This is a genomic window from Nocardiopsis lucentensis DSM 44048 (assembly GCF_000341125.1).
GTDB classification, from domain to species: Bacteria; Actinomycetota; Actinomycetes; order Streptosporangiales; family Streptosporangiaceae; genus Nocardiopsis; species Nocardiopsis lucentensis.
The window spans coordinates 1-25656 of sequence record NZ_ANBC01000450.1 but is presented as its reverse complement, the minus strand read 5'-3'; the positions used below and the strand labels follow the sequence as shown (position 1 = coordinate 25656).

Here is a 25656-nt window from a genome sequence, read left to right as displayed (position 1 = left end):
GGGGGGGGAGCCGATCGCGGCCGAGGTGGCGGCCGAGGCGCGTGAGGCGGTCGTCCGGCTGTCCCCGCACGCCAGCCTCGCGGTCTGGTGCGGCAACAACGAGAACCTGTGGGGCCACGAGGACTGGGACTGGAAGCCGGTCCTGGACGGACGGCCCTGGGGCGCCGGGTACTACCTCGACCTGCTGCCGCGCCTGATGGCCGAGCTCGACCCGACCCGGCCCTACCTCCCGGGCAGCCCGTACTCGCCGGGGGAGGGAAGGCACCCCAACGACCCCGCCCACGGCGTCATGCACGTCTGGGACGTCTGGAACCAGCTCGACCACACCCGCTACCGGGACCACCGGCCGCGGTTCGTCGCCGAGTTCGGCTACCAGGCGCCGCCGAACCACGCCACGCTGCGCGCGGCGGTCTCCGACGCCCCCCTGGCCCCGGCCTCGCCGGGCGTGGCCCACCACCAGAAGGCCGAGGACGGCGACGCCAAACTCGCGCGGGGGCTGGACGAGCACTTCGGTGTCCGGGACCCGGGCTACGACGACTGGCACTACCTGACCCGGGTGCTCCAGGCGCGGGCGCTGGAGCTGGGGATCGGGCACTTCCGCTCCCTGTGGCCCCACTGCACGGGAACGGTGGTGTGGCAGCTCAACGACTGCTGGCCGGTGACCTCGTGGGCGCTGGTCGACGGCGCGGGCCGGCGCAAGCCCGCGTGGTACGCGGTGCGGGGGGCCTACGCCGACCGGGTGGCCACGGTGCAGCCGACGGAGACGGGGCTGTGCGTCGTGCTGGGCAACGACACCGACGAGGAGTGGACGACGGAGGTGACCGTGGCGCGGCACGGCATCACGGGCGGGCGCGGGGTCCTGGCCTCGTCCGCGCACGCCGTGCGGGTGGCCCCGCGTGGGGCCCTGCGCGTGCCCGTCCCCGACCGCGTGGCCGTGCCGGGGCGGGCCGAGGGGGAGGTGCTCACGGTCGACGGCGCGGGGGAGCGGGCGTGGTGGTTCTTCGCGCGGGACCGGGATCTCGACTACGAAAAACCGGAATTCGACGCCGAAACACGTGTGGACGGCGGGGATTTGCGGGTACGGATACGGGCTCGCGTGCTCCTGCGGGATCTGGTCGTGGAGACCGATCGCCTCGATCCCTCGGCCGTGGCGGACGGCGCCCCGGTGACCCTGCTGCCGGGGGAGGAGCACACCTTCGTGATCACGGACGGTGCTCGTCTGGACTCGGGTGCGGTGCTCACGGCACCCGTTCTGAGGTGCGTCAACGACGTTCTGGCGACATCGGGGTGAGCTGAGGGTGACGTTTCGGTGACCGGAGTCACGACCGTGCGCTCCGGCCGCTGGAGGGCGGGTATTCCCCCGGGCTCCGTGCGGGTTGCCACACCGAAATCCCCCGCGGGCTGGCCCGGCTGTGATACGTTCGTGAGTGATTGTTAGTCGTTGAATTTCGCAGTTGGTGTATGCCCGCGGAGTTTGTGACCGGCGGGCGGTTTCTCGTGGATCGGCTCGCGGCAATTACTCGGGCGTGTGTGTAGGCGTCCGTGTAGACCGAGCTGAAGGAGAGAACATGGCTCAGGGCACTGTTCAGGGTACTGTGAAGTGGTTCAACGGCGAGAAGGGCTTCGGCTTCATCTCCCCCGACGACGGTGGGCCCGACGCTTTCGTCCACTACAGCGCGATCCAGGGTTCCGGCTTCCGTAACCTCGAGGAGAACCAGCGCGTGGAGTTCGAGATCGTCGCTGGCACCCGCGGCCCGCAGGCCGAGAACGTCGTCGCCATCTAGGCAGTAACGACGCAGAGCGCCCCCGGAGGCTTCGGCCACCGGGGGCGCTTTCGTGTGCCCGGACCCGGACCGGCCCTGGGCCGGGTCCGGTCCGCCCCGGCCGACCGGCGCGGACCGGGGCGCGGTCGGCACGGCCCGCCCGGACCCGGGAAAAACCGCGTGTCATCGCGCAGCCGAACTGACAACCTGTGCGGTGCCCCCGGCCCACCTCGGCCCGACGACGTCCCCGACACCGAAGCGACGACCATGACCGACTGGATCACCACCCCCGTCACCCCGGACATGCTGCGCGGAGCCATCGAGGTGGAGCGCACCGAACGCGGTGTCCGACCGCACCGCCTGCCCGCCTGGGTCCGGCGGCAGTACCCCGACGAGGCCCTGATGAGGACCGAGGCCCACACCAGCGGCGTGCGGCTGTGCCTGCGCACCCGCGCCACCGTCATCGAACTGGAGACCGTGCCGACCAGGACCGTCTACCAGGGCGCGCCGCCCCCGCCGGAGGGCGTGTACGAACTGCTGGTCGACGGACGCGGCAGTGGTCGGGGCGGCGTGGCCGGAGGCGACGTCACCACCGTGGACATGATGGCCCAGACCGGCGTCACCACCCGCGGCCGGTCCGGCTCGGTCCGCTTCTCCGGGCTGCCGGAACGGGAGAAGGAGGTGGCGGTCTGGCTGCCCCACCGGGAGGCCACCGAGCTGATCGCGCTGCGGACCGACGCCCCGGTCCTGCCCGCCGAGAACCGGGAGCGGAGGGTCTGGCTGCACCACGGGAGCTCCATCAGCCACGGCTCCAACGCCGAGGCTCCGACCGCCATCTGGCCCGCGATCGCCGCCGAACGGGGCGGTGTGGACCTGGTCAACCTGGGGTTCGGCGGCAACGCCCTGCTCGACCCGTTCACCGCGCGCACGATCCGGGACGCCCCGGCGGACCTGATCAGCCTCAAGATCGGCATCAACCTGACCAACACCGACCTGATGCGGCGGCGCGCCTTCGTCCCGGCCGTGCACGGCTTCCTCGACACGATCCGGGAGGGGCACCCGGACACGCCGCTGCTCGTGGTCTCCCCCATCCTCTGCCCGATCCAGGAGGACACCCCGGGGCCGGTGACGCTGGACCCGGAGGACGCCGCGCCGAGCTTTCGCGCGACCGGGGACCCGGCGGAGCGGGCCGCCGGGAAGCTGACGCTGAACGTCATCCGGGACGAACTCGCGCGCGTCGTCGAACGCAGGGCGGCGGACGACCCGCACCTGCACCATCTCGACGGCCGTGTGCTCTACGGGGAGTCCGACCACGACGAGCTGCCGCTGCCGGACCGACTCCATCCGGACACCGCCGGGCACCGGCGGATCGGGGAGCGGTTCGCGGACGCGGTCTTCGCCAGTGGCGGAGCCTTCGCCGCGCGGGGGTAGGAAGGGCGCGGCCCGGCGGCCGGGGCGTGGACCCGGCCGCCGGGCCGTCAGGGCGTGTTCCGCGGACACGTACTCTGCCGCGCGATGAGCGGCATCCACGGGACACGCCCTCAGGACCGGCCGCCCCTCCAGGGAGTGCGGGGCGGCCGGAGGCGTGGTCAGCCCTGCTGGAGCAGGGACTCGGCGCGCTGGCGCACCTCGGGGGTGTCCAGTCCGCGCACGGTCACGGTGGTGCGGCGGCGCAGCACGTCGTCGACGGTGACCGCCCACTCGCGGTCGCGGGCGAAGACCACCTGGGCCCAGATGTCGGGACCGTCGGGGTGGATGCGCTCGCCCAGCGCGGGCTCGTCGCGCACCAGGCCCGCGATGTCCATCGCCAGGTTCCCGTAGTGCGAGGCCAGGTGCCGCGCGACCAGCGGGTCCAGGCGCGCGCCCGGCTCGCGGTCGATGATGATCCGGTGCGTGACCGCCTCGGGGCTGGCCAGACCGGGCAGCGGCACCGTCTTGAGCGGGTCGGACATGTCCTCCGCCAGCGGCACGGCCGAGACCTTGCGCAGCTCGTCGAGGATCGTGCGGCCGATGTGCCGGTAGGTGGTCCACTTGCCGCCCGCCACCGACAGCATCCCGCCGCGGCCCTGGGTGACCACGGTCTCCCGCTTGGCCGAGCTCGTGCCGCCGGGGCCGCCGGGCAGGACCCGCAGACCCGCGAACGAGTAGGTGATGTTGTCCGGGTTGAGGTAGGGCGCGTCGATGCCCAGGGAGGCCTCACCGAGGATCTGGTCGATGTCACCGGGGACGACGCCCACGTCGGCGGGGTCGCCGGTGAACTCCTCGTCCGTGGTGCCCAGCAGCAGGCGGCCCTCCCACGGGATGGCGAAGGAGACGCGGTACTTGTCCACGGGGATGGTCAGCGCGGCGCGCCACGGTTCGGGCGTCTTCAGGACCAGGTGGGCGCCCTTGGACAGGCGCACGCTGGGCGCGACCCCGGGCTGCTCCATCTCGCGCAGGCGGTCGACCCACGGGCCGGTGGCGTTGAGCACCAGCCGGGCGTCGATGCCGAACTCCTGCCCGTCGACCCGGTCGCGCAGGTCGGCGCCGGTCACGCGGCCGCGCGTGGTGCGCAGGCCCTTGACCTCGGCGTGGTTGAGCACGACCGCTCCGGCGTCCGCGGCGGCGCGGACGGTCATGATCGCCATGCGGCTGTCGTTCATCTGGTGGTCGCTGTAGGCGGCCACCGACTTCAGGCCCTGGGTGCGCAGGCCGGGGGCGAGCCGGGTGGCCTGGTTGGGGGACAGGAGGCGGCCCATGCCGTCACCGAAGGCGGACAGCGCCGAGTACAGGAACACGCCAGCGCCCATCTTCGCGGCTCCGTGGGGGCCGCCGGAGTAGATGGGTACCAGGAACGGCATGTGGTTGACCAGGTGCGGGGCCACGTCGGAGGCCAGGGAGCGGCGCTCCTTGTGGTTCTCCGCGACCAGGCGCACGTTGCCGGTCTGGAGGTAGCGCAGGCCTCCGTGCACGAGCTTGGAGGAGGCGCTGGAGGTGGCTCCGGCGAAGTCGCCGGCGTCGACCATCGCGACGCGCAGACCGGCCTGGGTGGCGGTCCAGGCGGCGGACGTGCCCAGGATGCCGCCGCCGATCACGAGGAGGTCGAACGTGCCCCGGGCGAGCTCCTCGCGCGTGTGCGCGCGGGAGGAGGCGATGTCGTGTTGCTGGGTTCTGGCGGTCATGGCTGGGTGCTCCGTCCGTTCGGGAGGGATGGCGGGTGCCGCGCCTGTACCTGAACGGGCTCTGACGTTTCAGGCAGGTGTCACCTGCATAATACGACAATGCCGAACGATGGTGAAGATAGCCCTGCTGGTTACCGGTGGGTATGGCGCGGATCGGGCCTCAGTGCGGAAAAATCTGTGCGAGATTCTTGCTCTCGATGATGAGTTGATCGCCCAAGGTGATTAACGTTCGGTATTGTCGAACGCTCTGGTTAATACCAGTACCGGTGCCGGCTCGGTGGGACCCCGAAGACGAAGGGAGCCGGGTACCGCCCCCGTGGCGGTACCCGGCTCCCCACGTGTGCGGGACGGGCGTCAGGCGCCGAACCCGGCCAGCTTCCAGATCCAGGCGCCGATGACGCCGCCGACGATCGGGGCGACGACCGGGATCCAGGCGTAGCCCCAGTCCGAGGAGCCCTTGCCCGGGATCGGCAGCAGCGCGTGCGCGATACGCGGGCCCAGGTCACGGGCGGGGTTGATCGCGTACCCGGTCGGGCCGCCCAGGGACAGACCGATCGCGAGCACGAGCAGACCGACCAGGAGCGGGGCCAGACCGGTGGAGAACAGGGCGGACAGGTCCACCTCGCCCCCGGAGACGTGCCCGGAGTTGGCGCCGATGCCCAGGATGCCCAGGAGCAGCATCGCGGTGCCGATGACCTCGGTGACGAAGTTGGCGACCGGCCTGCGCACCGCCGGGGCCGTGCTGAAGACCGCGAGCTTGGCGTCGGGGTCGTCGGTCGGCGCCCAGTGCGCGTGGTAGACGAGGTACACCAGCACCGCACCGGTGAACGCGCCCGCCATCTGGGCGGCGATGTACCCGGGCACCAGGGACCACGAGAAGTCCCCGATACTCGCCAGACCGATGGTGACCGCCGGGTTGATGTGGGCGCCGCTCGTGGTGCCCGTGACGTAGACGGCCATCGCGACCGCCATACCCCAGCCGAACGTGATGACGATCCAGCCGGCGTTGTTGGACTTGGACTTGGCCAACACCACGCCGGCGACGACACCGCCACCGAGCAGGATCAGGATCGCCGTACCGACGAACTCTGCCAGATAAACCATGAGGACCTCCGCCCCGAAAGGGGCATGCGGGGTGCGGGAGGTCCGTCGCTCCGCGTCGGGGGGCGCGGGACCGGAACGACGTTGGACACACCCGTCACGTGATGGGGATGTGCGGGGCACGCGGTGTGCCCCGGGTGCCGCTCCCAGGGGTCTCCGGCGGGCGCCGGAGGCCCCTGGAAGCGGTCGTCAGAGGAGGCGGCGGGCTACTGCTCGTCGGGGTGCTCGACCCAGCCGAGCGTGCGCTCCACGGCCTTGTTCCAGTTGCGGTACTCCCGGTCGCGGACCTCGGGGTCCATCTTCGGGGTCCACTCGGCGGCCTTGTGCCAGTTCGCGCGCAGGGTCTCCACGTCCGGCCAGTAGCCGACGGCCAGACCGGCGGCGTAGGCCGCGCCCAGGCAGGTGGTCTCGGCGACCATCGGGCGCACGACCTCGGCGTCCAGGACGTCGGACAGGATCTGCATGAGCAGGTTGTCGGCCGTCATGCCGCCGTCGACCTTGAGCGTGGTCAGGTCGATCTGGGAGTCGGCGTTCATCGCGTCGACCACCTCGCGGGTCTGCCAGGCGGAGGCCTCCAGGACGGCGCGGGCGATGTGGCCCTTGTTGACGTAGCCGGTCAGACCGGCGACGACGCCGCGCGCGTCGCTGCGCCAGTGCGGGGCGAACAGGCCGGAGAAGGCGGGCACGATGTAGCAGCCGCCGTTGTCCTCGACCGTGCGCGCGAGGGTCTCGATCTCCGGGGCGGTGGAGATGAGGCCCAGGTTGTCGCGCAGCCACTGCACGAGGGAACCGGTGACGGCGATCGAGCCCTCCAGGGCGTACACCGCGGGCGCGTCGCCCAGCTTGTAGCCCAGGGTGGTGAGCAGGCCGTTGTTGGAGGTGACCGGCTCGGTGCCGGTGTTCATGACCAGGAAGGTGCCGGTGCCGTAGGTGCCCTTGACGTCGCCCGGGTCGAAGCAGGTCTGACCGAACAGGGCGGCGTGCTGGTCGCCGAGGGAGGAGGCGACGGGCGTCCCGGCGAGGTAGCCGCGGGCGGTGCCGTAGACCTCGGAGGAGGAGCGGATCTCGGGGAGGATGGCGGCGGGGATGCCCATCGCGTCCAGGATCTCGGAGTCCCACTCCAGCGTGTGGAGGTTCATCAGCATGGTGCGGCTGGCGTTGGTCACGTCGGTGACGTGGTGGCCGGTCAGCTTCCAGATGAGCCAGGTGTCCATGGTGCCGAACAGCACCTCGCCGCGCTCGGCGCGCTCGCGCAGCCCGTCGACGTTGTCGAGCAGCCAGCGGAGCTTGGGGCCGGAGAAGTAGGTGGCCAGGGGCAGGCCGCACTTCTCGCGGAAGCGGTCCTGGCCGCCCTCGTTGCCCAGCTCGCGGACGATGTCGTTGGTGCGGGTGTCCTGCCAGACGATGGCGTTGTGGACCGGCTTGCCGGTCTCGCGGTCCCACACGACGGTGGTCTCGCGCTGGTTGGTGATGCCGACGGCGGCGACCTGGTCCGGGGTGATGTCGCTCTTCTGGAGCGCCTGCTGGACGACGACCTCGACGTTGGTCCAGATCTCCTCGGCGTCGTGCTCGACCCAGCCCGGCTGGGGGAAGATCTGTCGGTGCTCGCGCTGGTCGACCGAGACGATCCGTCCGTCCCGGTCGAAGAGGATGCAACGGCTCGACGTGGTGCCCTGGTCGATCGCGGCGACGTACTGCTGACTCATCGGGATGTTCGCCTTCCGGTGGACGGCTGTGGGTGGGAAGCCGGGATGGGTGTCGAACGGGTGAACTCGGCGTGGACCGAACGGCGTACGACATTGACGTATGAAGTACGCGTCAGTTTCATCCGTCTTTCCTTCCCATGTCAAGACGGTGTGACGCAATCGTGTCGCGTGGATCACATGTTACGGAGGGTGATCTACGGTGGGTTCACGTGCACTGTGCCAGGACCGGTGTCCAGGTGGAACGCACCACTCCGACCAGCGGTTTCGTGGGGATCGGGTGGGTCGGGGCATGGCGGGGCCCCGGGGCGGACACGGCTCGGGCGTTCGGAGCGGGTGCCCTCCTAGTAGGGGGACGCCCCCAGGTCACGGGAGATGGCACGGGCGGCGTCGCGGACGTAGGAGACCTGCTCCATGTCCGGCTTGCCGTCGTCCGAGGCCAGGCGCTCCACGGCGCCGCGCACCCCGATCCCGCCCACGGTGACGCCGCGGCGGTCCCGGATCGGGGCGGCGATCGACACCTCGCCCTCGACCAGTTCCTCGGACTCCCAGGCCCAGCCGTTGTCGCGGACCTCCACGAGCTGCTCCTCCAGGGCCATGGGGGAGACGACGGTGTGCCGGGTGAAGGCGGGCAGCGACACCACGCCCTCGGTCTCGGAGGCCGGGGTGTCCTCCTCGGGTATGGCGAGGGGGTCGAAGGCCATCAGGACCTTGCCGATCGCGGTCGCGTGCAGGGGCAGCAGGTCGCCCACGTCGAGCGTCTGCCGGGACGAGTCCGGGCGGAAGACGTGGTGCACCACCAGGACCTGGTTCTTGTGCAGAGTGCCGATGCGCACGCTCTCCCCGCTACGGGAGGCGAGGGTGTCCGCCCAGTTCAGAGCCCGTGTGCGTAGTTCGTTGCCGTCCAGGTAGCGGGTGCCCAGGCTCAGCATCCCGCCGCCCAGGCGGTAGCGCCCCGACTCGGGGTCCTGCTCGACGAAGCCGACGTGCTGGAGCGTGCGCAGGATGCCCAGCGCGGTTCCCTTGGGCAGCTCGAGCGACCGGGAGATCTCCGCCAGGCTCAGCCCCCGGGCGCCGCTGGCCAGGAGCCGGAGGATGGCGGCGGCGCGTTCGATCGACTGGATTCTTCCCGGCATGGGGGTGCAACCACTCTCTAGTACGACAATGTCATACGCGAAATGCTACTACGCGATGTGACGCGGCACACCTCGTCCTCGGCTCGGCTCCGCGTGCGGTCGGGCAAGTCTAGCCCTCGACCCCGGCTCTGACCTGCGGGGCGAGGGGAGGATCACAGCTCCTGGGCGGACTTGGTGATCCCGTTCGCGGCCTCGTCGACATCGCCGTCGGTGATGTCCAGGTGCACGGTGAGCCGGATGAGCGAGGGGCCGATCGCCACGGCGCCCACACCGTTGCGGGCCAGCAGTTCCACCAGACGCGCGGCCGATCCCTCCGGGGTCTGCAGCAGCACCATGTTGGTGCGGGCCCGCGCCGACAGCCCCGGAGCCGCCCCGATCCGTTCGGCGAGCAGCATGGCGCGGGTGTGGTCCTCCGGGATCCGCTCCCGGTGGTGGCGCAGCGCGTGTAGGGCGCCCGCCGCGATGATCCCCGCCTGCCGCATCCCGGCGCCCAGGAGCTTGCGGGCCCGCCGGGCGCGGCGGACGGTCGCGGCGTCACCGGCCAGGGCCGATCCCACCGGCGCGCCGAGCCCCTTGGAGAAGCACACCGACACCGTGTCGAAGCCCGCGGCGACCTCGGCGGGCGCCGCGTCCAGGGCGGCCGCCGCGTTCCAGAGCCGGGCCCCGTCCAGGTGCGCGCGCATGCCGTGGTCATGGGCGAACGCGACCACCCGCCGCTGCTCCGCCAGCGGCACGACCTGGCCGGTGAAGGTGTTCTCCAGCCACAGCAGCGCGGGTTCGGCGCGGTGCGCGTCGCCCTCCCCGGCCCCGCGCGTCCAGTCGGCCAGGACGTCGTCGGAGGGGAAGGGGGCGCCGGAGTACAGGCGCGGCTGCACCCGCGACAGGACCGCCGCGGCCCCCTGCTCGGAGCCGATGAGGTGGTGGTGTTCGTGCGCCCACACCTCCTCGCCGCTGCGCGTGGACACGTACAGCGCGATCTGGTTGGCCATATGTCCGGAGGGCACGTAGACCGCGGCCTCCTTCCCGAGCAGGGCCGCGGTCTCCTCCTCCAGGGCCCGCACGGTCGGGTCCTCGCCGTACACGTCGTCGCCGACCTCGGCCTCGGCGATGGCGCGGCGCATCGCCGCCGTGGGGCGGGTCACCGTGTCGGAGCGCAGGTCGATCATCGGGGGTTCCTTCCGCAGGGTGCGGAACCGACGATACTGCCGGGCCTCGGGCGTCTTCGAGGCGCGTCAGCCGTCCCCGATCCGCTCCAGCGCCCGCGAGAGCAGCCGGAGCGACTCCAGGGCGCGTCTGGCCTCCTCCTCGCCCAGTTCGCCCACCAGTTCCTCGGCGACCCGGGCGTGGTCCGGGCGGATGCGGCGCATCGCCGTCCGGCCCTCCTCGGTGAGGGCCAGCAGCTTGGCCCGGCTGTGCGCCGGGTTCGGCCGGTACTCGGCCAGTCCCTGGTCCACCAGCAGGTCCGCCATGCGCTGCACGCTCTGCCGCGAGACGCCGAACCGCCGGGCGACCGCCGACACCGGCCGGGGCTCGTCGGTCACCGCGCCCAGCACCTGCCACCGGGCCGCCGTCAGCCCCGCGGGCCGGGCCAGTTCCTCGGCCACCGCCATGAGCTGCCCGTTGAGGCGGAACACGGTGAGCGCGGTCCCCGACAGCAGGTCGGAGGGACGTTCGTCGGACGGGGGCACGGACGGGGTCATGGCCGGGACGCCTCGGCCAGGACGGCGAAGGCCTCCGGGTCGTGCTGGGCGAAGAGCCGGTACCAGGCGTCCAGGACGCGCGGGGAGTACAGGTCGAGCGCCGCGAAGATCTCGCGCGCGAACTCCATCGGGGCGGTCGGACCGGCGGTGATGAGGTCCCCGTCGGTCACGGCCAGCTCGGATCGGTAGTGGGAGATTCCCGTGTAGCCGGTGGCCAGGAGGTACTCGGGGGCGGCGCTGGTGTGGGCGCGGTCGTCGAGCAGCCCCTCGCGGGCCAGCCCGGCCGTGGCCCCGCAGATCGCGGCGACCGGGACCCCGGCGTCGAGGAAGATCCCGGCGGCGGAGGCGAAGGGGGACAGCGACTCGGGCTCGACGTCCCAGCCGTCCGCGCCGGGGAGGATCAGCATCGAGCTCTCGGACGGTTTGAGCTGGTGGAGAGCGACGTCGGGCAGGACGCTGAGTCCGCCCATCGTGGTGACGGGCGCGCCGGTGAGGCCGACGGTGACCACGTCGTACCGGCCGGGGCGTCGCTGCGCGTGCCCGTTGCGGATGTGCGCGACGGCGTGTCCGACCTCCCAGTCCGCCATCTGGTCGTAGACGGCGAGGTGGACGGTCCGCTGGAGTGGTGCGTTCATGACAACATCCTGTCATTGTGACAACATGGTGTCAATGGAGTTCGGGGGACCGTCCGAGAGGAGTGTCGGGGTGGTGCGCCCGGTCGCGTCCACGCCGTGGTGACACGGTAGGGAACCCGCATCGGGTGTGTGGGGGAAATGGCGCAGAAAAGGTCTGATGTTCCTTTTCGGGCAGACCGCAAACGCATAACCCTCACGAATAAAAAGGTGAGGGGTCGAGAACCGGGCCGTCACGGCGTTGGCCCCGGCGGGACGGCCCGCGTGTCCGGTGATACGCGGTGAAGTGGGAACCAGCTCGCGCCGCGAGGCGCGTAGCGCCACCGCCCCGTCAGGGGCGGTCGGAATCCCGGTCTCTTCAGGACCGGGAGGAAGTCAAATGTCAGGGGTCAGGGAGTCCCTGGCCCCTGGCCCCTGGCCGAGGGAACTACTGCGTGTCCTGTCGGACGGCGGCGAGGAAGGCGCACCACTCGGCCGAGTCGACGAATGAGATGTGTCCCAGCTGCCGGTTCCGGGTGTCGCGGACAGCCGCGCCGGTGGGCGGGTCGGCGACCTCGACGCAGTCGTTTCGGTCGCTGTGGCTCGACTTGCGGAAGGTCAGGTTCATGGAAAGGTGCATGGTCGCCTTCCTGCCCCGCCTGGACCTTCACAATGGCGTGCTGAGATCAACCGTCCCGGTCCGGCCATGACGTTGGCTGTCTGGGCGACGGGCGATCCGGGCGATAGACTCGGCGAGGGAATGAGTGAGGGAGCCCCGCGTACGTGGGGCTCCCTCCATTTTGTGCCTAAGCCTTCGTGGTCCGCAGGAACGCCGCCCACTCTGGTGCGGAGAACGGGAGTTGCCCGCGCTCCGGGTGCTTGGAGTCGCGGACCACCGCGCCCCCGGGAGCGTCCGCGACCGCGACGCAGTTGCTTCGGTCGCTGTAGCTGGACGTGCGGAATTCGAGGGCGTCGGGGTTGGGAACGAGCATCGGTTGCTTCTTTCAGGCTGCCTTGGCTGTCTCGCGCAGGTAGGCGACGCTTTCGTCGACCCCCAGTGACCTGCTGACGAGGTGGTTGAAGAGGTTGCGGTAGCGGGTTGTCTCGTCTGACTCCTCCAGAAAGAGGCCGTCCTGATCCATCTCCAGGTACACGACCGGGTCGGCGGCGGAGAAGTCCATGAGAACGAAGCTGCCCTTGGCCCCGGCGTGGATCCCCGCGCTGAACGGCACGACCTGAACGGTGACACCGTTGCCGTCGTCCGCCATGTCCGCGAGGTGTCCCGCCTGTTCACGACAGACCTCCGGAGTGGCCCGGAGGCGCTCGATCGCGCCCGCGTCGACCACCGCCCACAGGTTCGGGCGGTCGGGGCCGGTGAGGATCTCCTGCCTGCGTCGGCGGGCGTCGACGACCCGCTGAATGTCCACCGGGTCACGGACGAGGTTCGCGGAGCGAGTGAACAACTCCACGTATGACGGGGTCTGGAGCAGGCCCGGGATGATCATTGGCTCATAGGTGCTGATCGCCGTCGCCTCAGACTCCAGGACGGGGAACTCGTCCGGGAACACGTCGCCGTACTTGGTCCACCAGCCTTTCTTCCCTGCTTGGCGGGTGATGGCGAACAGCGATTCACGGCGGCGTTCGTCGGTCAGGCCGTAGACGTCCAACAACGCGCGTACCTCGACCACGGATGGCCGGAGCCGGACGCCGGTCTCGATGTTCGAGACCTTCCCGACGCTCCACTCGGTCGCCTTCGCCGCGTCGTCGAGGGTCATGCCCGCGGCGAGGCGTAGGGAGCGAAGCTCCTCCGAGAGTCGGCGGCGGCGCACGCTGAGGCGGCGTGGGGTGTCGGTCATGGGCGCTCTCCTGCGGTGGTGACTCTCAGGATGTTACGGCTGGCAGCCGATTCGGGCATCCGGTTACAGAAAGGATGAAATCCTCACATGATGAGGATCCAAAGAATCTGAATTACTTGCAACCCTGAGGATTTCATGTTTTCGTGAGCGTACTCATTCCCTCGCCGGACCTCCCATCCGGCATCCCAACGTGGAGGTGCGCTGTGCGCTACCTGCTCCTGTTCCTGCTGGCGCTGTGGCCCCCTGCCCGCGCCGTCTACCGTCCCCCGGCGGCCGACCGCGTCCCCCACGGTGTGCGTCGGCTGGTGCGCGGGGCCGTCCGCCCCCGGCGTGCGGCGCGTGCTCGCCGCTACGCCCGCCCCGGTCCGGCGCTGCCGTTCGTGGTCTCCGGCCCGGCCGACCTGGTCCGCCTGATCCCCGGGCCGCGACTGACCGCCACCGCCGGTCTGAGCTGGCTGAGGGCGGGGTGGCGGTGATGGACCGCATGGACCGACGCGAGGCGCACCGCGCCCTGGACGAACTCATCGCCGGTCGCTGGGTCGTCTCCTACGAGGTCGACGACGCCGGGGTCAAGACCTACACCGCGAGGCGGCCGGTCGGCTGGACCGGCGACGGCAACCCGTTCGAGCGGCTGGAGGCCCCCTCCTACAGGGAACTGTTCTCGGTCATCGCCCGCCACGAGCCGCGCCCCGTCCCCCCGCCCAGGAACGGAGGCGCGCGGTGAGCGAACCCCTGGACAACGCCCCGACACTGCTGACGGCCGGTGAGGTGGCGGCGGTCTTCCGGGTCGACAACGCCACCGTGAACCGGTGGGCCCGCCAGGGCAAGGTGCGGTGCGTGCGCACCCCCAGCGGTGGCCAGCGGTTCGACGCCGACGAGATCCGCCGCCTCTTCGGCGAGCAGACGGACGGCCGGCCATGAACGACAACGACGGGGAGAACGCCCCCCTGACGCCTGAGGAGGAGAGGGCGGTGGAGGTCCAGGGCCGCTGGGTCGCCCTGCGGATCGCCTGGGAGGACCGGCTCAGGGCACGGGGCGAACACGTGCCGGGCCCGTTCGAGAACGTCGAGTGGGGCGACTGAGCCGACACCCACCCACCGGTTCGGGGCCGTGGCGCACGTCACCACGGCCCCGAAGGCGCGCCAGCGCACGGGTTCCCGGTGACCCAGGTCTCACGGGCGTAACAGAAACGAACGACGTGGTTCACACGGTCTCACAAATGGTATTACCATTGCCGTCACCTGTTCCAAGGGCAGGTCAAGGCCGTGTCATCGGCGGCCCAGAGTCCCCAACCGCCCACCGGAAGGCTCCGTCGTGGAGAACTTCGAACCCGTCTACGGCACGGGACCCCTCCTCGGGATCGCGGCCGGCGCCATCGCCCTCCTGCTGCTCCTGATCATCCGCTTCAGACTGCACGCGTTCGTCGCGCTCGTCCTGGTCAGCGTCCTGACCGCGCTCGCCACCGGCATCCCCGCCTCCGGAGTCGTGCCGACCCTGCTCGACGGGTTCGGCGGCACGCTCGCCAACGTCGCCCTCCTGGTCGGCCTCGGGGTCATGATCGGCCGCCTGCTGGAGGTCACCGGCGGCGCCGCCGTCCTGGCCGGGGCCCTGATCAAGGCGTTCGGGGAGAAGCGCGCCCCGCTGGCCCTCGGCGTCGCCTCCCTGCTCTTCGGCTTCCCGATCTTCTTCGACGTCGGCCTCATCGTCATGCTGCCGATCGTCTTCAGCGTCGCCCGGCGCCTCGGCGGGTCGGTGCTCACCTACGCCCTGCCGACGGCCGGCGCGTTCGCGGTCATGCACGCCTTCGTCCCGCCGCACCCCGGCCCGGTCACCGCCGCCGTCGAGATCGGCGCCGACATGGGCCTGGCCCTCCTGGTCGGTCTCGTCCTGGCCGTTCCGACCTGGTACCTGTCCAGCTACCTCTACGGCCTGTGGGCGGGCAGGCGCTTCGAGCTCCCCGTCCCCGACGACATCCTGGCCGACGGCGCCGTCAAGCACGACGACCCGCCGCGCCTGGCCACCGTCCTGGGCATCCTGCTGCTCCCGATGGTGCTGATCTTCGGCAACACCGGCACCGCGACGCTCGTGGCGACCGGCGCCGTCGCCGAGGACGCCGTGTGGGTGCGGGTCCTGCAGCTCCTCGGCCAGACCCCGATCGCGCTCCTGCTCACCGTCCTGGTCGCGATGGTCGTCCTCAGCCACGGCCGGTTCTCCCGCGCCAGGGTCGAGGAGATCGTCGGCGGCGCGCTCGGCCCGGTCTGCGCCATCATCCTCATCACCGGCGCGGGCGGCATGTTCGGCGGCGTCCTGCGCACCAGCGGCATCGGCGAGGCGCTCGCCGCAACCCTGGAGTCCACCGGCCTGCCGGTCATCGTCGCGGCCTTCGTCATCGCGTTGGCCCTGCGCGTCGCCCAGGGATCGGCGACCGTGGCCCTCACCACGGCGGCGGGCCTGATCGCCCCGGCGGTGCACGCCACCAGCGGGCTCTCCTCGATCGACCTGGCCCTGACCGTCATCGCGATCGCGTGCGGCGCCACCGCGTTCTCGCACGTCAACGACTCCGGATTCTGGCTGGTCGGCCGCTTCCTCGGCATGGACGTCAAGACGACGCTCAAGACGTGGACGGTCATGGAGACGCTCATCGGCTTCGTGGGCTTCGGCCTCGCCTTCGGCCTGAGCCTGGTGGTGTGACCGGGACCCGACGCGGTCCGGGGACGCCCGTGACCTCAGGAGTGCGCGCCGTCGTCCGCGTCCAGGGCGACGGCGACCTCGCTGACGATGGAGCGCATCGCCGCCTCGGCCACGTCGGGCAGCCCGTCGGCGATCGCCCGCGCCACCGCCGTGTGCAGGCGCAGCGCCTCCGGGCGCGGCCGCCGCGGCATGAGGTGGTAGGAGGTGCGCCCGACCAGCACCTCGGCCACCACCTGGGAGAGCCCGACGAACATCTCGTTCTCCGACAGTTCCAGGACGCGGCGGTGGAAGGCGATGTCCAGGTCGAGGAAGGCGTCCAGGTCCCCGGCGCCGCCGGTCTCGGACATCCGGTCGGCGACCGTCGCGAGCCGGGCGCGCTCCTCGGGCGCGCCGCGCACGGCGGCGAGGGCGGCGGCGGCCGGTTCCACGGCGGCGCGCAGTTCGTTGAGCGAGCGCAGCTGGTCCATCCGGCCCGGGCCGGCCAGCCGCCACCGGATGAGCTGGGGGTCGAAGACGCTCCAGTCCGCACGGGGGAGCACCCGGATCCCGGTCCGGGGACGGCTGACCACCAGGCGCATCGACTCCAGGACGCGGACGGCCTCCCGCGCGACGGTGCGCGAGACCCCGAAGTCCGCCTCCAGCCCCTGGAGGGTGAAGGCGTGCCCGGGCTCGTACTCGTCGGCGGCGATCGCGGGGCCCAGGACCGCCAGCACGCGGTTGTGCAGTGTGCGGTTGTCAGTGCCCATCGTGCTCCCAGCGCTCCGGATTCCAGGGCCCGGCCGTGATCGGCGCGGCCAGCCCGAAGCCTAGTCGGACTGATTGATATCACTATTCAAGACGGTGGCCGCGCCCACGCGCGGGTACACACGAGAGCGGGAGAGACATGCACCTCGTCTTCATGGGAGTCTCGGGCAGCGGCAAGACCACGGTCGCCGCGCGCGTGGCGGGGCGGCTCGACCTGCCCTTCGCGGAGGCCGACGCCTTCCACCCGGACGCCAACATCGCCAAGATGGCCGCGGGCGTGCCGTTGACCGACGAGGACCGCTGGCCCTGGCTGCGCGACCTGGCCGGATGGATCGCCGAACACGACGCGCGCGGCGGGTCCACGGTCATGGCCTGCTCGGCGCTGAGGCGCTCCTACCGTGACGTGCTGCGGGAGGGCGCCCGTGACGTGCGTTTCCTGCACATGAGCGGGACCTTCGAGGTCATCAGCGCGCGCATGGGCGCCCGGGAGGGCCACTTCATGCCCCCCGCCCTGCTCGAATCGCAGCTGGCGACCCTGGAGGAGCTCGGCCCGGACGAGCGCGGAGAGGTGTTCGACGTAGGTGAGGACGTGGACGCCCTGACCGAGCACGCCCTGGCCTACATCGGCCGTCCGGTCCGGTCGGCCGGGGCCTGAACCACGTCCCCGTCCGCGGGTGAAGGCGTTCTGAGCTGGGAGGACGGTGTGCGGGCCGGATTCCGGGCCGGGTTGGGGTCCGGGCCCGGGGGAGGAAACGGACACCCCGCTGTTGCGCGGTACCCCTACCGCACGTAACCCTGTTCGTCATGTATGAGACGGTTTCCTCCCCCTCCGTCCCCGAGCAGCGTCCCGAGGTCGCCGCGCAGGCTCCCCGCACGGGACTCCTCTCCGGCCGCCGCCCCGGTGAGCGACCGCCGTCGGACGTCCAGCAGACCTGCGCCCTGATGTTCGTCGCCGGGCCGTTCTTCGGCTTCCTCGCCTACGCCGCGTGGGACCGGCTGGGCGCCGGGGCGCCCACACAGGTCGTCACCGATCTGCGGACCCTGTTCGTCCTCTCCGCCCTGACGGCGGCGGTGGCGGTCGGGCTGGCGGTCCCCGTGCTCCGGGCCGTGCCCCTGCTGTGGCGGGTGGCCCAGTTCGGCGCGCTCGCGGGGATGGGGGTGGCCCTGTCGGGGCTGCACCGGGCGGCCCAGATCTCCAGCACCCTCCTCCTGGTCGCCGCGGCGCTGGCGGCGCTCGTCGCGATCGTCGTGAACATCGCGCTGTGGACCACGGCCGTCCGCCGCTGGTGCGACGTCCGCGGCGCCGCCTGAGAACGCTTCCCTCCCGGGGCCGGTCAGCCGTCCAGGAAGGCCGCGAGCGCCTCGCCCTGCCCGAGGATCGCGTGCCCGGTTCCGGGCAGGACGCTCACCTGCGCGTGCGGGGCGCACGCGCGTATCCGCCGGACGGTCCGGCGTGAGTCGAACATCGCGTCGCGGTCGCCCACGATCAGCCGCACGGGCACGGTCAGGCGGCGCAGCGCGCCGTCGGAGAACACGGGCAGCGGTTCGGTGCGCGGCCGAAACCCCGAGAACGTCAGCTGGACGGCGTCCAGGACCTCCCGGTGCTCCGGATCCCGCAGACCCGTCATCGCCCGCACGGACCGGCGCCTTCCGCCCGGAACCAGCAGTCCCAGCAGCATGGTCCCGAGGATGCGTTCCGTCCTTCGCCGACCCACGCCGCCGGGGCACAGCAGCCCCAGGCGCCGGACGCGTTCGGGACGCCGGTCCGTGTAGTCCAGGGCGACCCAGCCGCCCAGCGACATGCCGACGAGGGCGGTGGCGGTGACCCCCAGCCCGTCCAGGACCTCGTCCAGCCATGCGGCCAGAGCGTCGGAGTCCAGGGGCGGGCGTGAGGGGGCGCTGAGTCCCGGTTCGCCGACGAGGTCGACGCAGTGCACCCGGGAGCCGCGCGCGAGGACCGCGGCGTCGTCCCGCCAGGCCGTCGTGTTGGCGCCGGACCCGTGGAGGAGGACGACCGGGGGCGCGTCCTCGGGCCCGCAGGAGACGACGAAGGTCTCGCCCGCCCGGGTGGGCACCCGCGCGTGCTCGACGGGTACCGGCCACGCGGCCAGGTCCCGGAGGTAGCGGTCCCGGATCTCGCGCTCCGCCGCCGGGGACCGGTAGATCGCGCTCACTGGTCGAGCACCGCCTCCATGTAGTCGAACAGCCGGGCCGTGTCCGCCAGGCCGCCCAGGACGACGACCTTCATCCGCGACCGGTCGNCAGCCGCTGGCCGTCGGAGCGCGGACCGGCGGCCATGCCGGTCAGGAGCGTGGTCAGGCGGTCGGCCGTGGCCCGGTCGATCCCCTCGACGTCCACGATGCTCGACACCTCGGTGTGCCGCTGGCCGGGAGCCCCGCCCGGCGGATCGGGCACCGGACAGCCGGTGAACGCCTCCAGGGCGGACTGGGATATCCGGTACTGCTTGCCGATGCGCACGGCGTGGAGCCGTCCGTCGCGCACGTAGTTGCGGATGGTGCGCACGTGCAGGCCCAGCCGTTCGGCGACCTGTTCCACGGAGTAGAGGCGATCGTTCACAGGATGACCCTAACCTTCCTTATCTTCCTGTGCAACAGGGTAGTTTGCGGAGTGTTGAAGGTATGTCCGGTTGAGTGGGTGGGGGTCCGGTTCGGCCCGTGGTCCCCAACTTCCTTTTCTTGGACAAAGAGGACAAACGTTGAACATCACATGATCCCTTTTATTTCACTCATAAAGGCTGCAAAGCCCATATAATTCCCCGTTGGGTTTCCTCGGTGGGGCGGGAGGGTAAAGGGATTCGGTTGGACATCGCGTCCAGAAAATCGGAGCTATGGATCACGGCACAGTACTGAAACGGTTGTATTAATACCCAGCCGTCCATCTTCCCCGGTGCACTTGGCGCGGTTTAGGGTCCACACCATCAACCAGGGCCTCGACCCCCCGCCCACACCGAGGTGGACCATGTTCACGAAGTCTTCCCGAAAGCCGTCGGCCGCGCTGGCCGCGGCCGCCACACTCGCGCTGGTGGCGACAGCCTGCGCGGAGAGCGAACGAGAGGGTTCGGGTGGCGATGATTCCGAGCCGTTCGTCTTCGCGAGCGCGGGTGACATCAGCACCCTCGACCCCTTCTTCACCAGTGACGGAGAAACGTTCCGCTACAGCAGGCAGGTCTTCGAAACTCTGCTGAAACACGAATCCGGCGGCACGGAGATCGTCGGCGGCCTCGCCGAGGACTGGGAACAGTCCGAGGACGGGACCGAATGGACCTTCCACCTGCGCGACGGCGTCACTTTCCACGACGGCGAGGAATTCAACGCCGAGGCCGTGTGCGCCAACTTCGACCGCTGGTTCAACATGACCGGCCCCTACCAGGACGGGAACAACTCCTACTACTGGCAGTCCATCTTCGGCGGCTTCGCGGAGAACGAGAACGAGGACATCGGCGAGCCCCGCTTCGAGTCCTGCGAGGCGACCGAGGAGCTCACCGCGGTCATCACCATCTCCGAGTACTCCTCGGTCTTCCCCGGAGGGTTCTCCCTCGCCGCCTTCGGCATCATGAGCCCCGCCGTGATCGAGCAGGTCGAGAACGAGGAGATCACCGGCGAACCCGGGAACTTCACCCTCCCCGCCTACACCCAGGAGGCCGGGACGGTCGCCGGAACGGGTCCGTTCCGCGTCACCGAGTGGAACCAGGACCAGGCCGAGGTCACCCTGGAGCGCTACGAGGACTACTGGGGCGACCCCGCGGGCTTCGAGACGATGATCCTGCGCGCCATCCCCGACGAGAACGCGCGCCGCCAGGCCCTGGAGGCGGGCGACATCCACGGCTACGACCTGGTCGCCCCCGCCGACGTCGAACCCCTGGAGGCCGCCGGGTTCCAGGTGCCCACCCGCGGCGTGTTCAACGTCCTCTACATGGCCTACCAGCAGGAGACCAACGAGGCCCTCGGCGACATCGAGGTCCGCCAGGCCCTCGCGCACGCCGTGGACCGGCAGCGGATCGTCGACACCATCCTCCCCGAGGGCGGTGAGGTGGCCACCCAGTTCCACCCCGACACCCTCGACGGCTGGTCGCCCGACGTCCAGACCTACGAGTACGACCCCGACCTGGCCCAGCGGATGCTGGCGGACGCGGGGCGGGAGGACCTGACGGTCGAGTTCTGCTACCCCACCGACGTCACCCGGCCCTACATGCCCGCGCCGCGCGACATCTTCGACGTCATCTCCGCCGACCTGGAGGCCGTCGGGGTCACCGTGGAGGCGACGACCTACGAGTGGACCGAGTACATCCCGCGGACCAACGCGGGCGACTGCGACATGTACCTGCTCGGCTGGACCGGCGACTACAACGACGCCTACAACTTCATCGGCACCTGGTTCAGCGGCCCCAGCGACGAGTTCGGGCTGCGTGACCAGGAGCTGTTCGACGCCATGGCCGAGGCCAGCTCCAACCCGGACACCGAGGAGCGCGTCGCCGCCTACCAGGACCTGAACGAGCAGATCATGGAGATCCTTCCGGGGCTGCCCATCTCCAGCTCCCCGCCCTCCATCGCCTTCGCGCCGAACGTCGTTCCGCCCAACGTCAGCCCGCTGACGCAGGAGGAGTTCGCCGAGGCCTCCTGGCAGTGAGGCGGGGCCCCTTCCCCCACCAGGGGAGGGGGCGGTCACTCGTCGCCCTCTCGGAGCGCCCGCCCCAACCCGGCGGGTGCTCCGCGTACACAGTTCCCAGGCACGGCCCGTGTCGACCCCCGGGCCGTGCCCCTCTGGCGAAAGGCGGCAAAGGTGCTGCGATTCATCGTCAGGCGTACCCTCCAGCTGATCCCCACCCTGGGTGGCCTGTCGATCCTGCTGTTCGCCTGGCTGCAACGACTGCCCGGCGGACCGGAGTACGCCCTCCTCCCCGACGACGCCACGCAGGAGCAGCGCGAGGCGCTGCGGCGCGCGCTCGGTCTGGACGAACCGTTCACCGTCCAGTACCTGGCCTTCCTCCGACGGATCGCCCAGGGCGACCTGGGCGCCTCCCTCCAGACCGGCAGACCCGTGCTCACCGAGTTCTGGACACGCTTTCCCGCCACGTTCGAGCTGTCCATGACGGCGATGCTCATCGCCGTGTCCGTGGGCATCCCGCTCGGATACCTGGCCGCCCGCCGACGCGGTTCGGCACTGGACTTCGCCGCGGTCGGCGGCTCCCTCCTCGGCATCTGCACGCCGGTCTTCTTCCTGGCGTTCATCCTCAAGGTCGTCTTCGCCGAGACCCTGGGCTGGCTGCCGTCCGCGTTCCGGCTCTCGCCCGGCCTGACCCGCACCGACATCACCGGCTTCGTCCTCCTGGACGCCGTCATGACCCGGGAGTGGGACGTGGTCTGGGACGGGTTCGTCCATCTGATCCTTCCCGGCCTGGCGCTGGCCTCGATCCCGCTGGCGGTCATCGTGCGCATGACCCGGGCCAGCGTCCTGGAGGTCCTCGGCGAGGACTACGTGCGCACGGCCGACGCCAAGGGGCTGCACCCCGGCACCGTGCGCACCCGCCACGTGATGCGCAACGCCATGCTCCCCGTGGTCACCGCCGTCGGCCTGCTCACCGGCAGCCTGTTCGCCGGGGCGGTCCTGACCGAGAGCGTCTTCGCCTTCCCCGGGATCGGCTCCTTCGTCTACTCCGCCACCCAGGAACGGGACTATCCCGCGCTGACCGGCTTCATCCTGCTCATCGCGACGATGTACGTCCTCATCAACCTCCTGGTGGACATCTCCTACAGCCTCCTCGACCCGAGAGTGCGGGCCCAGTGATGCCAACGACACCCAGCCCCCCGCTCCTCGGCCGCAAGGCCGCCAAGGTCGACCGGCTCGCCGAGCTCATGGGCGAGCGCGCCGACGACGGCCACGGCGCGAGCATCTGGCGCGAGGCCCTCTCCCGTATGCGGCGCAGCCCCATGGCGATCACCGGAGCCGCGGTCGTCGTCGTGTTCGTGCTGATCGCACTGTTGGCCCCGCTGATCGCGCCCTACAGCCCCGTCGAACAGACCTGGGGCGATGAGGTCTTCCCCAACCGCAACGTGTTCGTGGGCCCGCGCGCCGAGAACTGGTTCGGTCTGGACAACCTCGGCCGCGACCAGTTCTCCCGCATGGTGATCGGCGCCCGGCAGACCCTGCTGGTGGGGGTCGTCGCCACGATCGTCGGCTTCGGCGTCGGCGCCCTGCTCGGCGGCACGGCCGGTGCGGCCGCCGTCCTCGGCGGGCGCTGGGGCCGACAGCTGGACAACGTCGTCATGCGCTTCATCGACATGATGCTCGCGCTGCCCACCCTGCTGCTCGCCGTCACCGTCGCCGCGCTCATCGGCCCCAGCCTGCTCACCGTCATGCTCGCCGTGGGCGTGGCCCAGGTGCCGATCTTCGCCCGGCTGCTGCGCGGCGCGATGATCTCCCAGGGCGGCCGGGACTACGTGCTCGCGGCGCGGGCACTGGGCGTGGGCGAACGCAGGATCGCGCTCACGCACATCCTGCCCAACTCGATGGGCCCGGTGATCGTGCAGTCCACGCTCACCCTGGCGACCGCGATCATCGACGCCGCCGCCCTGTCCTACCTGGGGCTGGGCAACCCCGACCCGTCCTTCCCCGAGTGGGGGACGATGCTCGCCGACGCCCAGCGATTCCTGTCCAGCGCGCCCTCCCTGGCGGTCTACCCCGCCCTGGGCATCATCGTCACCGCGCTCGGCTTCACCCTGCTCGGTGAGGCGATGCGGGAGGCACTCGACCCCAAGCTGAGGAAATGACCATGAGTTCCAGCACGCCACTGCTGACCGTGGACGAGCTGTCCGTGGTGTTCCGCCGGCGCGGCGCCGAGGCCACGCGGGCCGTGGACGGGGTGTCCTTCACCCTGGAGGAGGGCCGGGTCACCGGCCTGGTCGGCGAGTCCGGCTGCGGCAAGAGCGTCACCTCCCTCGCGCTGATGGGGCTGTTGCCCGACCGGGGCGTCACGGTCGGCGGCTCCGCGGCGCTGCGGCTGCCCGACGGGGACGTCGACCTGCTCTCCCTCTCCCAGAGGCGGTTGCGCGACCTGCGCGGGTCCCAGCTGGCGATGATCTTCCAGGACCCGCTGAGCTCCCTCAACCCGGTCGTGCCCATCGGCCGCCAGGTGACCGAGATCCTCCGGCGCCACCGGGGGCTGGGCGGGGAGCGCGCCCGCAAGGAGGCCGCCGACCTGCTGTACCGGGTGGGCATCCCGGACCCGACCCGACGGCTGCGCGAGTACCCCCACCAGCTGTCCGGAGGTATGCGTCAGCGGGCCCTGATCGCCATGGCGGTCGCGTGCCGTCCCCGGCTGATGATCGCCGACGAGCCCACCACGGCGCTGGACGTCACCATCCAGGCGCAGATCCTGGAGCTGCTGCGGGACCTGGTCACCGAGGAGGGCACCGCGCTGCTGATGATCACCCACGACCTGGGGGTGGTCGCCGGGCTGTGCGACGACATCAACGTCCTGTACGCGGGGCGCGCGGTGGAGCGGGCGCCGCGGTCGGAGCTGTTCGCCGACCCCACCCACCCCTACACGGTCGGACTGCTCGGTTCCATCCCCCGGCTGGACGCGCCGCGCGGGGACCCGCTCACCCCCGTCCGCGGTTCGGTCAACGACAACATCGCCTGGTCCGACGGGTGCGCGTTCGCCCCCCGCTGCGACCACTACACGATGGACTGCCTCCAGGGGGCGCCCGCGCTGGTCGAGGCGGCGGGCGGCGGCGCCCACACGCACCGCTGCGTGAACCCCGGCGCGGACGCGGAGCGGGAACCGGAGGAGGCCGCCGGGGCGCGGACCGGGCCGGAGGAGGCCCCCGCCCCGGAGACCGGGGCGGAGCGTACGGCGGCGGTCGACGACGAGGAGGGGCGGGCATGAGTCTGCTGCGGATCGAGGACCTCAGGGTGCACTTCCCGATCAGGCGGGGGGTGGTGGTCGACCGGACCATCGGCCACGTGCGCGCGGTCGACGGCGTGAGCCTGGCGGTCGAGAGCGGACAGACCTACGGGCTCGTGGGGGAGTCGGGCTGCGGCAAGACCACCCTGGGGCGAGCCGTGCTGCGCCTGGTGGACGTCACCGACGGCTCGGTGTGGTTCGACGGCCGGGACCTGGCCGGCCTGGACGCGCGGTCGATGCGCCGTGAGCGCCGCAGACTCCAGATGGTCTTCCAGGACCCGCTGGGCAGCCTCAACCCCCGGCAGAACGTCGGTTCGATCCTCATGGAGGGGCTGCGCGTCCACGGAATCGGCGGCCCGGACGAGGGCGAGGGCGCGCCGCGCGGCCGGGAGCGCGACCGCCTCGTGCTCCAGGACCAGCGCAGGCGCGTGGTCGACGCCCTGGAACGGGTGGGCCTGTCGTCGAAGGCGCTCACCCGCTATCCGCACGAGTTCTCCGGCGGCCAGCGCCAGCGGATCGGGATCGCCCGCGCGCTGGTCCTGGAACCGGACCTGATCATCTGCGACGAACCGGTCTCGGCGCTGGACGTGTCGATCCAGGCGCAGGTGCTCAACCTGTTGGAGGAGCTCCAGGACGAGTTGGGCCTGACCTACCTGGTGATCGCGCACGACCTGGCGGTCGTCCGGCACGTCAGCGACGTGGTCGGGGTGATGTACCTGGGCGGCCTGGTCGAGGAGGCCGACAGCGACGACCTGTACGAGTCCCCGCTGCACCCGTACACGCGGTCGCTCATGTCGGCGGTGCCGGTGCCCGATCCCGGGGTGGAGGACACCCGGGAGCGGATCCTGCTCTCCGGGGACCTGCCCTCGCCCGCCGACCCTCCGTCGGGCTGCCGGTTCCACACCCGCTGCCCGTGGCGGCAGGACGACCGGTGCGCCACCGAGCGGCCGGAGCTGCGGCGGTTGGCGGACGCGCCGGAGACGAGCACCCACCGGGTGGCGTGCCACCACGCCGAGCGGATCCTGTCCGGGGAGATCCAGCCCAACGAGGAGCGCGCCGAGCGCATCGTGCACGGGAGCTGAGCGCCGTCCGGGCCGTCTCCGGGGCGCCGCGGAGACATCCCGGCGGCACGGCCGTGCCTTTCGATGTGATGTGAGTCACACTTGGAGTATGGATGATGCCGCTGACCAGGGTCGGAGCAGACCCCGTCCCCTCCCGGCCGCCGCGCCCGGTCCGGTGTGGCCGGTCGCTCTGGCGGTGGGGGCG

Annotated in this window: 27 protein-coding genes and 1 pseudogene (1 of these 28 only partly in view); 15 read left to right on the top strand and 13 right to left on the bottom strand. The window is 71.2% G+C overall.

Annotated elements, in window-relative coordinates; translation table 11 throughout:
• From D471_RS42650 to D471_RS0115840, 3 genes and pseudogenes are all read left to right on the top strand, one after another.
• A pseudogene (locus D471_RS42650) lies at window positions 1-1291 on the top strand (glycoside hydrolase family 2 protein); it begins 1243 nt to the left of the window's first position.
• A 277-nt stretch (window positions 1292-1568) separates the two neighbouring features.
• Window positions 1569-1784 (top strand): cold-shock protein, encoded by a 216-nt coding sequence (locus D471_RS0115845; RefSeq protein WP_017599530.1) that lies wholly within the window; start codon window positions 1569-1571, stop codon window positions 1782-1784.
• Window positions 1785-2030: 246 nt separating this feature from the next.
• Complete coding sequence (locus tag D471_RS0115840) at window positions 2031-3194, top strand: GDSL-type esterase/lipase family protein (protein WP_017599529.1); 1164 nt, start codon at window positions 2031-2033, stop codon at window positions 3192-3194.
• 158 nt (window positions 3195-3352) lie between these two features.
• Here the strand turns inward: D471_RS0115840 and D471_RS0115835 are convergent, their stop codons facing one another.
• The 10 genes from D471_RS0115835 to D471_RS0115790 form a co-directional block, all read right to left on the bottom strand.
• Window positions 3353-4924 carry a glycerol-3-phosphate dehydrogenase/oxidase gene (locus D471_RS0115835; protein ID WP_017599528.1) on the bottom strand — a complete coding sequence of 524 codons (1572 nt, stop codon included), beginning with the start codon at window positions 4922-4924 and terminating at the stop codon, window positions 3353-3355.
• A 354-nt stretch (window positions 4925-5278) separates the two neighbouring features.
• Window positions 5279-6028 carry an MIP/aquaporin family protein gene (locus D471_RS0115830; RefSeq protein WP_017599527.1) on the bottom strand — a complete coding sequence of 250 codons (750 nt, stop codon included), beginning with the start codon at window positions 6026-6028 and terminating at the stop codon, window positions 5279-5281.
• Between the two features lie 203 nt (window positions 6029-6231).
• On the bottom strand, window positions 6232-7731 hold the full coding sequence (glpK, locus tag D471_RS0115825) for a glycerol kinase GlpK (RefSeq protein ID WP_017599526.1): 1500 nt from the start codon (window positions 7729-7731) through the stop codon (window positions 6232-6234).
• Window positions 7732-8072: 341 nt separating this feature from the next.
• The gene (locus tag D471_RS0115820; RefSeq protein ID WP_017599525.1) at window positions 8073-8864 is read right to left on the bottom strand and encodes an IclR family transcriptional regulator; all 792 of its coding nucleotides are present in this window, start codon (window positions 8862-8864) and stop codon (window positions 8073-8075) included.
• A gap of 152 nt (window positions 8865-9016) precedes the next feature.
• Window positions 9017-10030: a threonine aldolase family protein gene (locus D471_RS0115815; protein ID WP_017599524.1), complete on the bottom strand. Its 1014-nt coding sequence runs from the start codon at window positions 10028-10030 to the stop codon at window positions 9017-9019.
• A 66-nt stretch (window positions 10031-10096) separates the two neighbouring features.
• A complete protein-coding gene (locus tag D471_RS0115810) occupies window positions 10097-10564 on the bottom strand; it encodes a MarR family winged helix-turn-helix transcriptional regulator (protein ID WP_017599523.1) in 468 nt (155 codons plus the stop codon).
• On the bottom strand, window positions 10561-11199 hold the full coding sequence (locus tag D471_RS0115805) for a type 1 glutamine amidotransferase family protein (protein WP_017599522.1): 639 nt from the start codon (window positions 11197-11199) through the stop codon (window positions 10561-10563). The genes D471_RS0115810 and D471_RS0115805 overlap by 4 nt, the downstream gene beginning before the upstream one ends.
• 424 nt (window positions 11200-11623) lie before the next feature.
• Window positions 11624-11815, bottom strand: coding sequence for a DUF397 domain-containing protein (locus D471_RS0115800; RefSeq protein ID WP_026127770.1), 192 nt, complete (start codon window positions 11813-11815; stop codon window positions 11624-11626).
• 166 nt (window positions 11816-11981) lie between these two features.
• The gene (locus tag D471_RS0115795; protein WP_017599520.1) at window positions 11982-12167 is read right to left on the bottom strand and encodes a DUF397 domain-containing protein; all 186 of its coding nucleotides are present in this window, start codon (window positions 12165-12167) and stop codon (window positions 11982-11984) included.
• Between the two features lie 12 nt (window positions 12168-12179).
• Complete coding sequence (locus tag D471_RS0115790; RefSeq protein WP_017599519.1) at window positions 12180-13031, bottom strand: helix-turn-helix domain-containing protein; 852 nt, start codon at window positions 13029-13031, stop codon at window positions 12180-12182.
• A gap of 203 nt (window positions 13032-13234) precedes the next feature.
• Between D471_RS0115790 and D471_RS0115785 the strand changes: the two genes are divergently transcribed.
• The 5 genes from D471_RS0115785 (at window position 13235) to D471_RS0115765 (ending at window position 15722) form a co-directional block, all read left to right on the top strand.
• Window positions 13235-13507, top strand: coding sequence for a hypothetical protein (locus D471_RS0115785; protein ID WP_017599518.1), 273 nt, complete (start codon window positions 13235-13237; stop codon window positions 13505-13507).
• The gene (locus D471_RS0115780; protein ID WP_241479633.1) at window positions 13507-13755 is read left to right on the top strand and encodes a hypothetical protein; all 249 of its coding nucleotides are present in this window, start codon (window positions 13507-13509) and stop codon (window positions 13753-13755) included. The genes D471_RS0115785 and D471_RS0115780 overlap by 1 nt, the downstream gene beginning before the upstream one ends.
• Complete coding sequence (locus D471_RS0115775) at window positions 13752-13952, top strand: helix-turn-helix domain-containing protein (RefSeq protein WP_017599516.1); 201 nt, start codon at window positions 13752-13754, stop codon at window positions 13950-13952. Before D471_RS0115780 ends, D471_RS0115775 begins: the two co-directional genes overlap by 4 nt.
• On the top strand, window positions 13949-14113 hold the full coding sequence (locus D471_RS40850; protein WP_017599515.1) for a hypothetical protein: 165 nt from the start codon (window positions 13949-13951) through the stop codon (window positions 14111-14113). The genes D471_RS0115775 and D471_RS40850 overlap by 4 nt, the downstream gene beginning before the upstream one ends.
• Before the next feature lie 232 nt (window positions 14114-14345).
• Entirely contained in the window at window positions 14346-15722 is a 1377-nt protein-coding gene (locus D471_RS0115765) for a GntP family permease (protein ID WP_017599514.1), read from the top strand.
• Between the two features lie 35 nt (window positions 15723-15757).
• On the opposite strand, the gene D471_RS0115760 is transcribed toward D471_RS0115765, so the two are convergent.
• On the bottom strand, window positions 15758-16468 hold the full coding sequence (locus tag D471_RS0115760) for a FadR/GntR family transcriptional regulator (protein WP_017599513.1): 711 nt from the start codon (window positions 16466-16468) through the stop codon (window positions 15758-15760).
• Between the two features lie 137 nt (window positions 16469-16605).
• Here D471_RS0115760 and D471_RS0115755 point away from each other — a divergent pair, with 137 nt between their 5' ends.
• Together D471_RS0115755 and D471_RS34630 are read left to right on the top strand one after the other, a co-directional pair.
• Window positions 16606-17121, top strand: a complete 516-nt coding sequence (locus D471_RS0115755) for a gluconokinase (protein ID WP_017599512.1) — start codon at window positions 16606-16608, stop codon at window positions 17119-17121.
• A 149-nt stretch (window positions 17122-17270) separates the two neighbouring features.
• Window positions 17271-17777 (top strand): hypothetical protein, encoded by a 507-nt coding sequence (locus D471_RS34630; protein ID WP_017599511.1) that lies wholly within the window; start codon window positions 17271-17273, stop codon window positions 17775-17777.
• 23 nt (window positions 17778-17800) lie between these two features.
• Here D471_RS34630 and D471_RS0115745 read toward each other — a convergent pair whose 3' ends face one another.
• Together D471_RS0115745 and D471_RS34625 are read right to left on the bottom strand one after the other, a co-directional pair.
• Complete coding sequence (locus D471_RS0115745) at window positions 17801-18640, bottom strand: alpha/beta fold hydrolase (RefSeq protein ID WP_017599510.1); 840 nt, start codon at window positions 18638-18640, stop codon at window positions 17801-17803.
• Window positions 18641-18710: 70 nt separating this feature from the next.
• On the bottom strand, window positions 18711-18989 hold the full coding sequence (locus tag D471_RS34625; RefSeq protein ID WP_449406567.1) for a helix-turn-helix domain-containing protein: 279 nt from the start codon (window positions 18987-18989) through the stop codon (window positions 18711-18713).
• A 456-nt stretch (window positions 18990-19445) separates the two neighbouring features.
• Here D471_RS34625 and D471_RS0115735 point away from each other — a divergent pair, with 456 nt between their 5' ends.
• The 5 genes from D471_RS0115735 to D471_RS0115715 all read left to right on the top strand — a co-directional run bounded on the left by D471_RS0115735 (window position 19446) and on the right by D471_RS0115715 (window position 25472).
• The gene (locus D471_RS0115735) at window positions 19446-21113 is read left to right on the top strand and encodes an ABC transporter substrate-binding protein (RefSeq protein WP_017599508.1); all 1668 of its coding nucleotides are present in this window, start codon (window positions 19446-19448) and stop codon (window positions 21111-21113) included.
• A 153-nt stretch (window positions 21114-21266) separates the two neighbouring features.
• Window positions 21267-22271 carry an ABC transporter permease gene (locus D471_RS0115730; protein WP_017599507.1) on the top strand — a complete coding sequence of 335 codons (1005 nt, stop codon included), beginning with the start codon at window positions 21267-21269 and terminating at the stop codon, window positions 22269-22271.
• Window positions 22271-23254, top strand: a complete 984-nt coding sequence (locus tag D471_RS0115725; RefSeq protein ID WP_017599506.1) for an ABC transporter permease — start codon at window positions 22271-22273, stop codon at window positions 23252-23254. Before D471_RS0115730 ends, D471_RS0115725 begins: the two co-directional genes overlap by 1 nt.
• Before the next feature lie 2 nt (window positions 23255-23256).
• The gene (locus D471_RS0115720; protein WP_083924231.1) at window positions 23257-24372 is read left to right on the top strand and encodes an ABC transporter ATP-binding protein; all 1116 of its coding nucleotides are present in this window, start codon (window positions 23257-23259) and stop codon (window positions 24370-24372) included.
• The gene (locus D471_RS0115715; protein ID WP_017599504.1) at window positions 24369-25472 is read left to right on the top strand and encodes an ABC transporter ATP-binding protein; all 1104 of its coding nucleotides are present in this window, start codon (window positions 24369-24371) and stop codon (window positions 25470-25472) included. Before D471_RS0115720 ends, D471_RS0115715 begins: the two co-directional genes overlap by 4 nt.
• Window positions 25473-25656 lie beyond the last annotated feature (184 nt).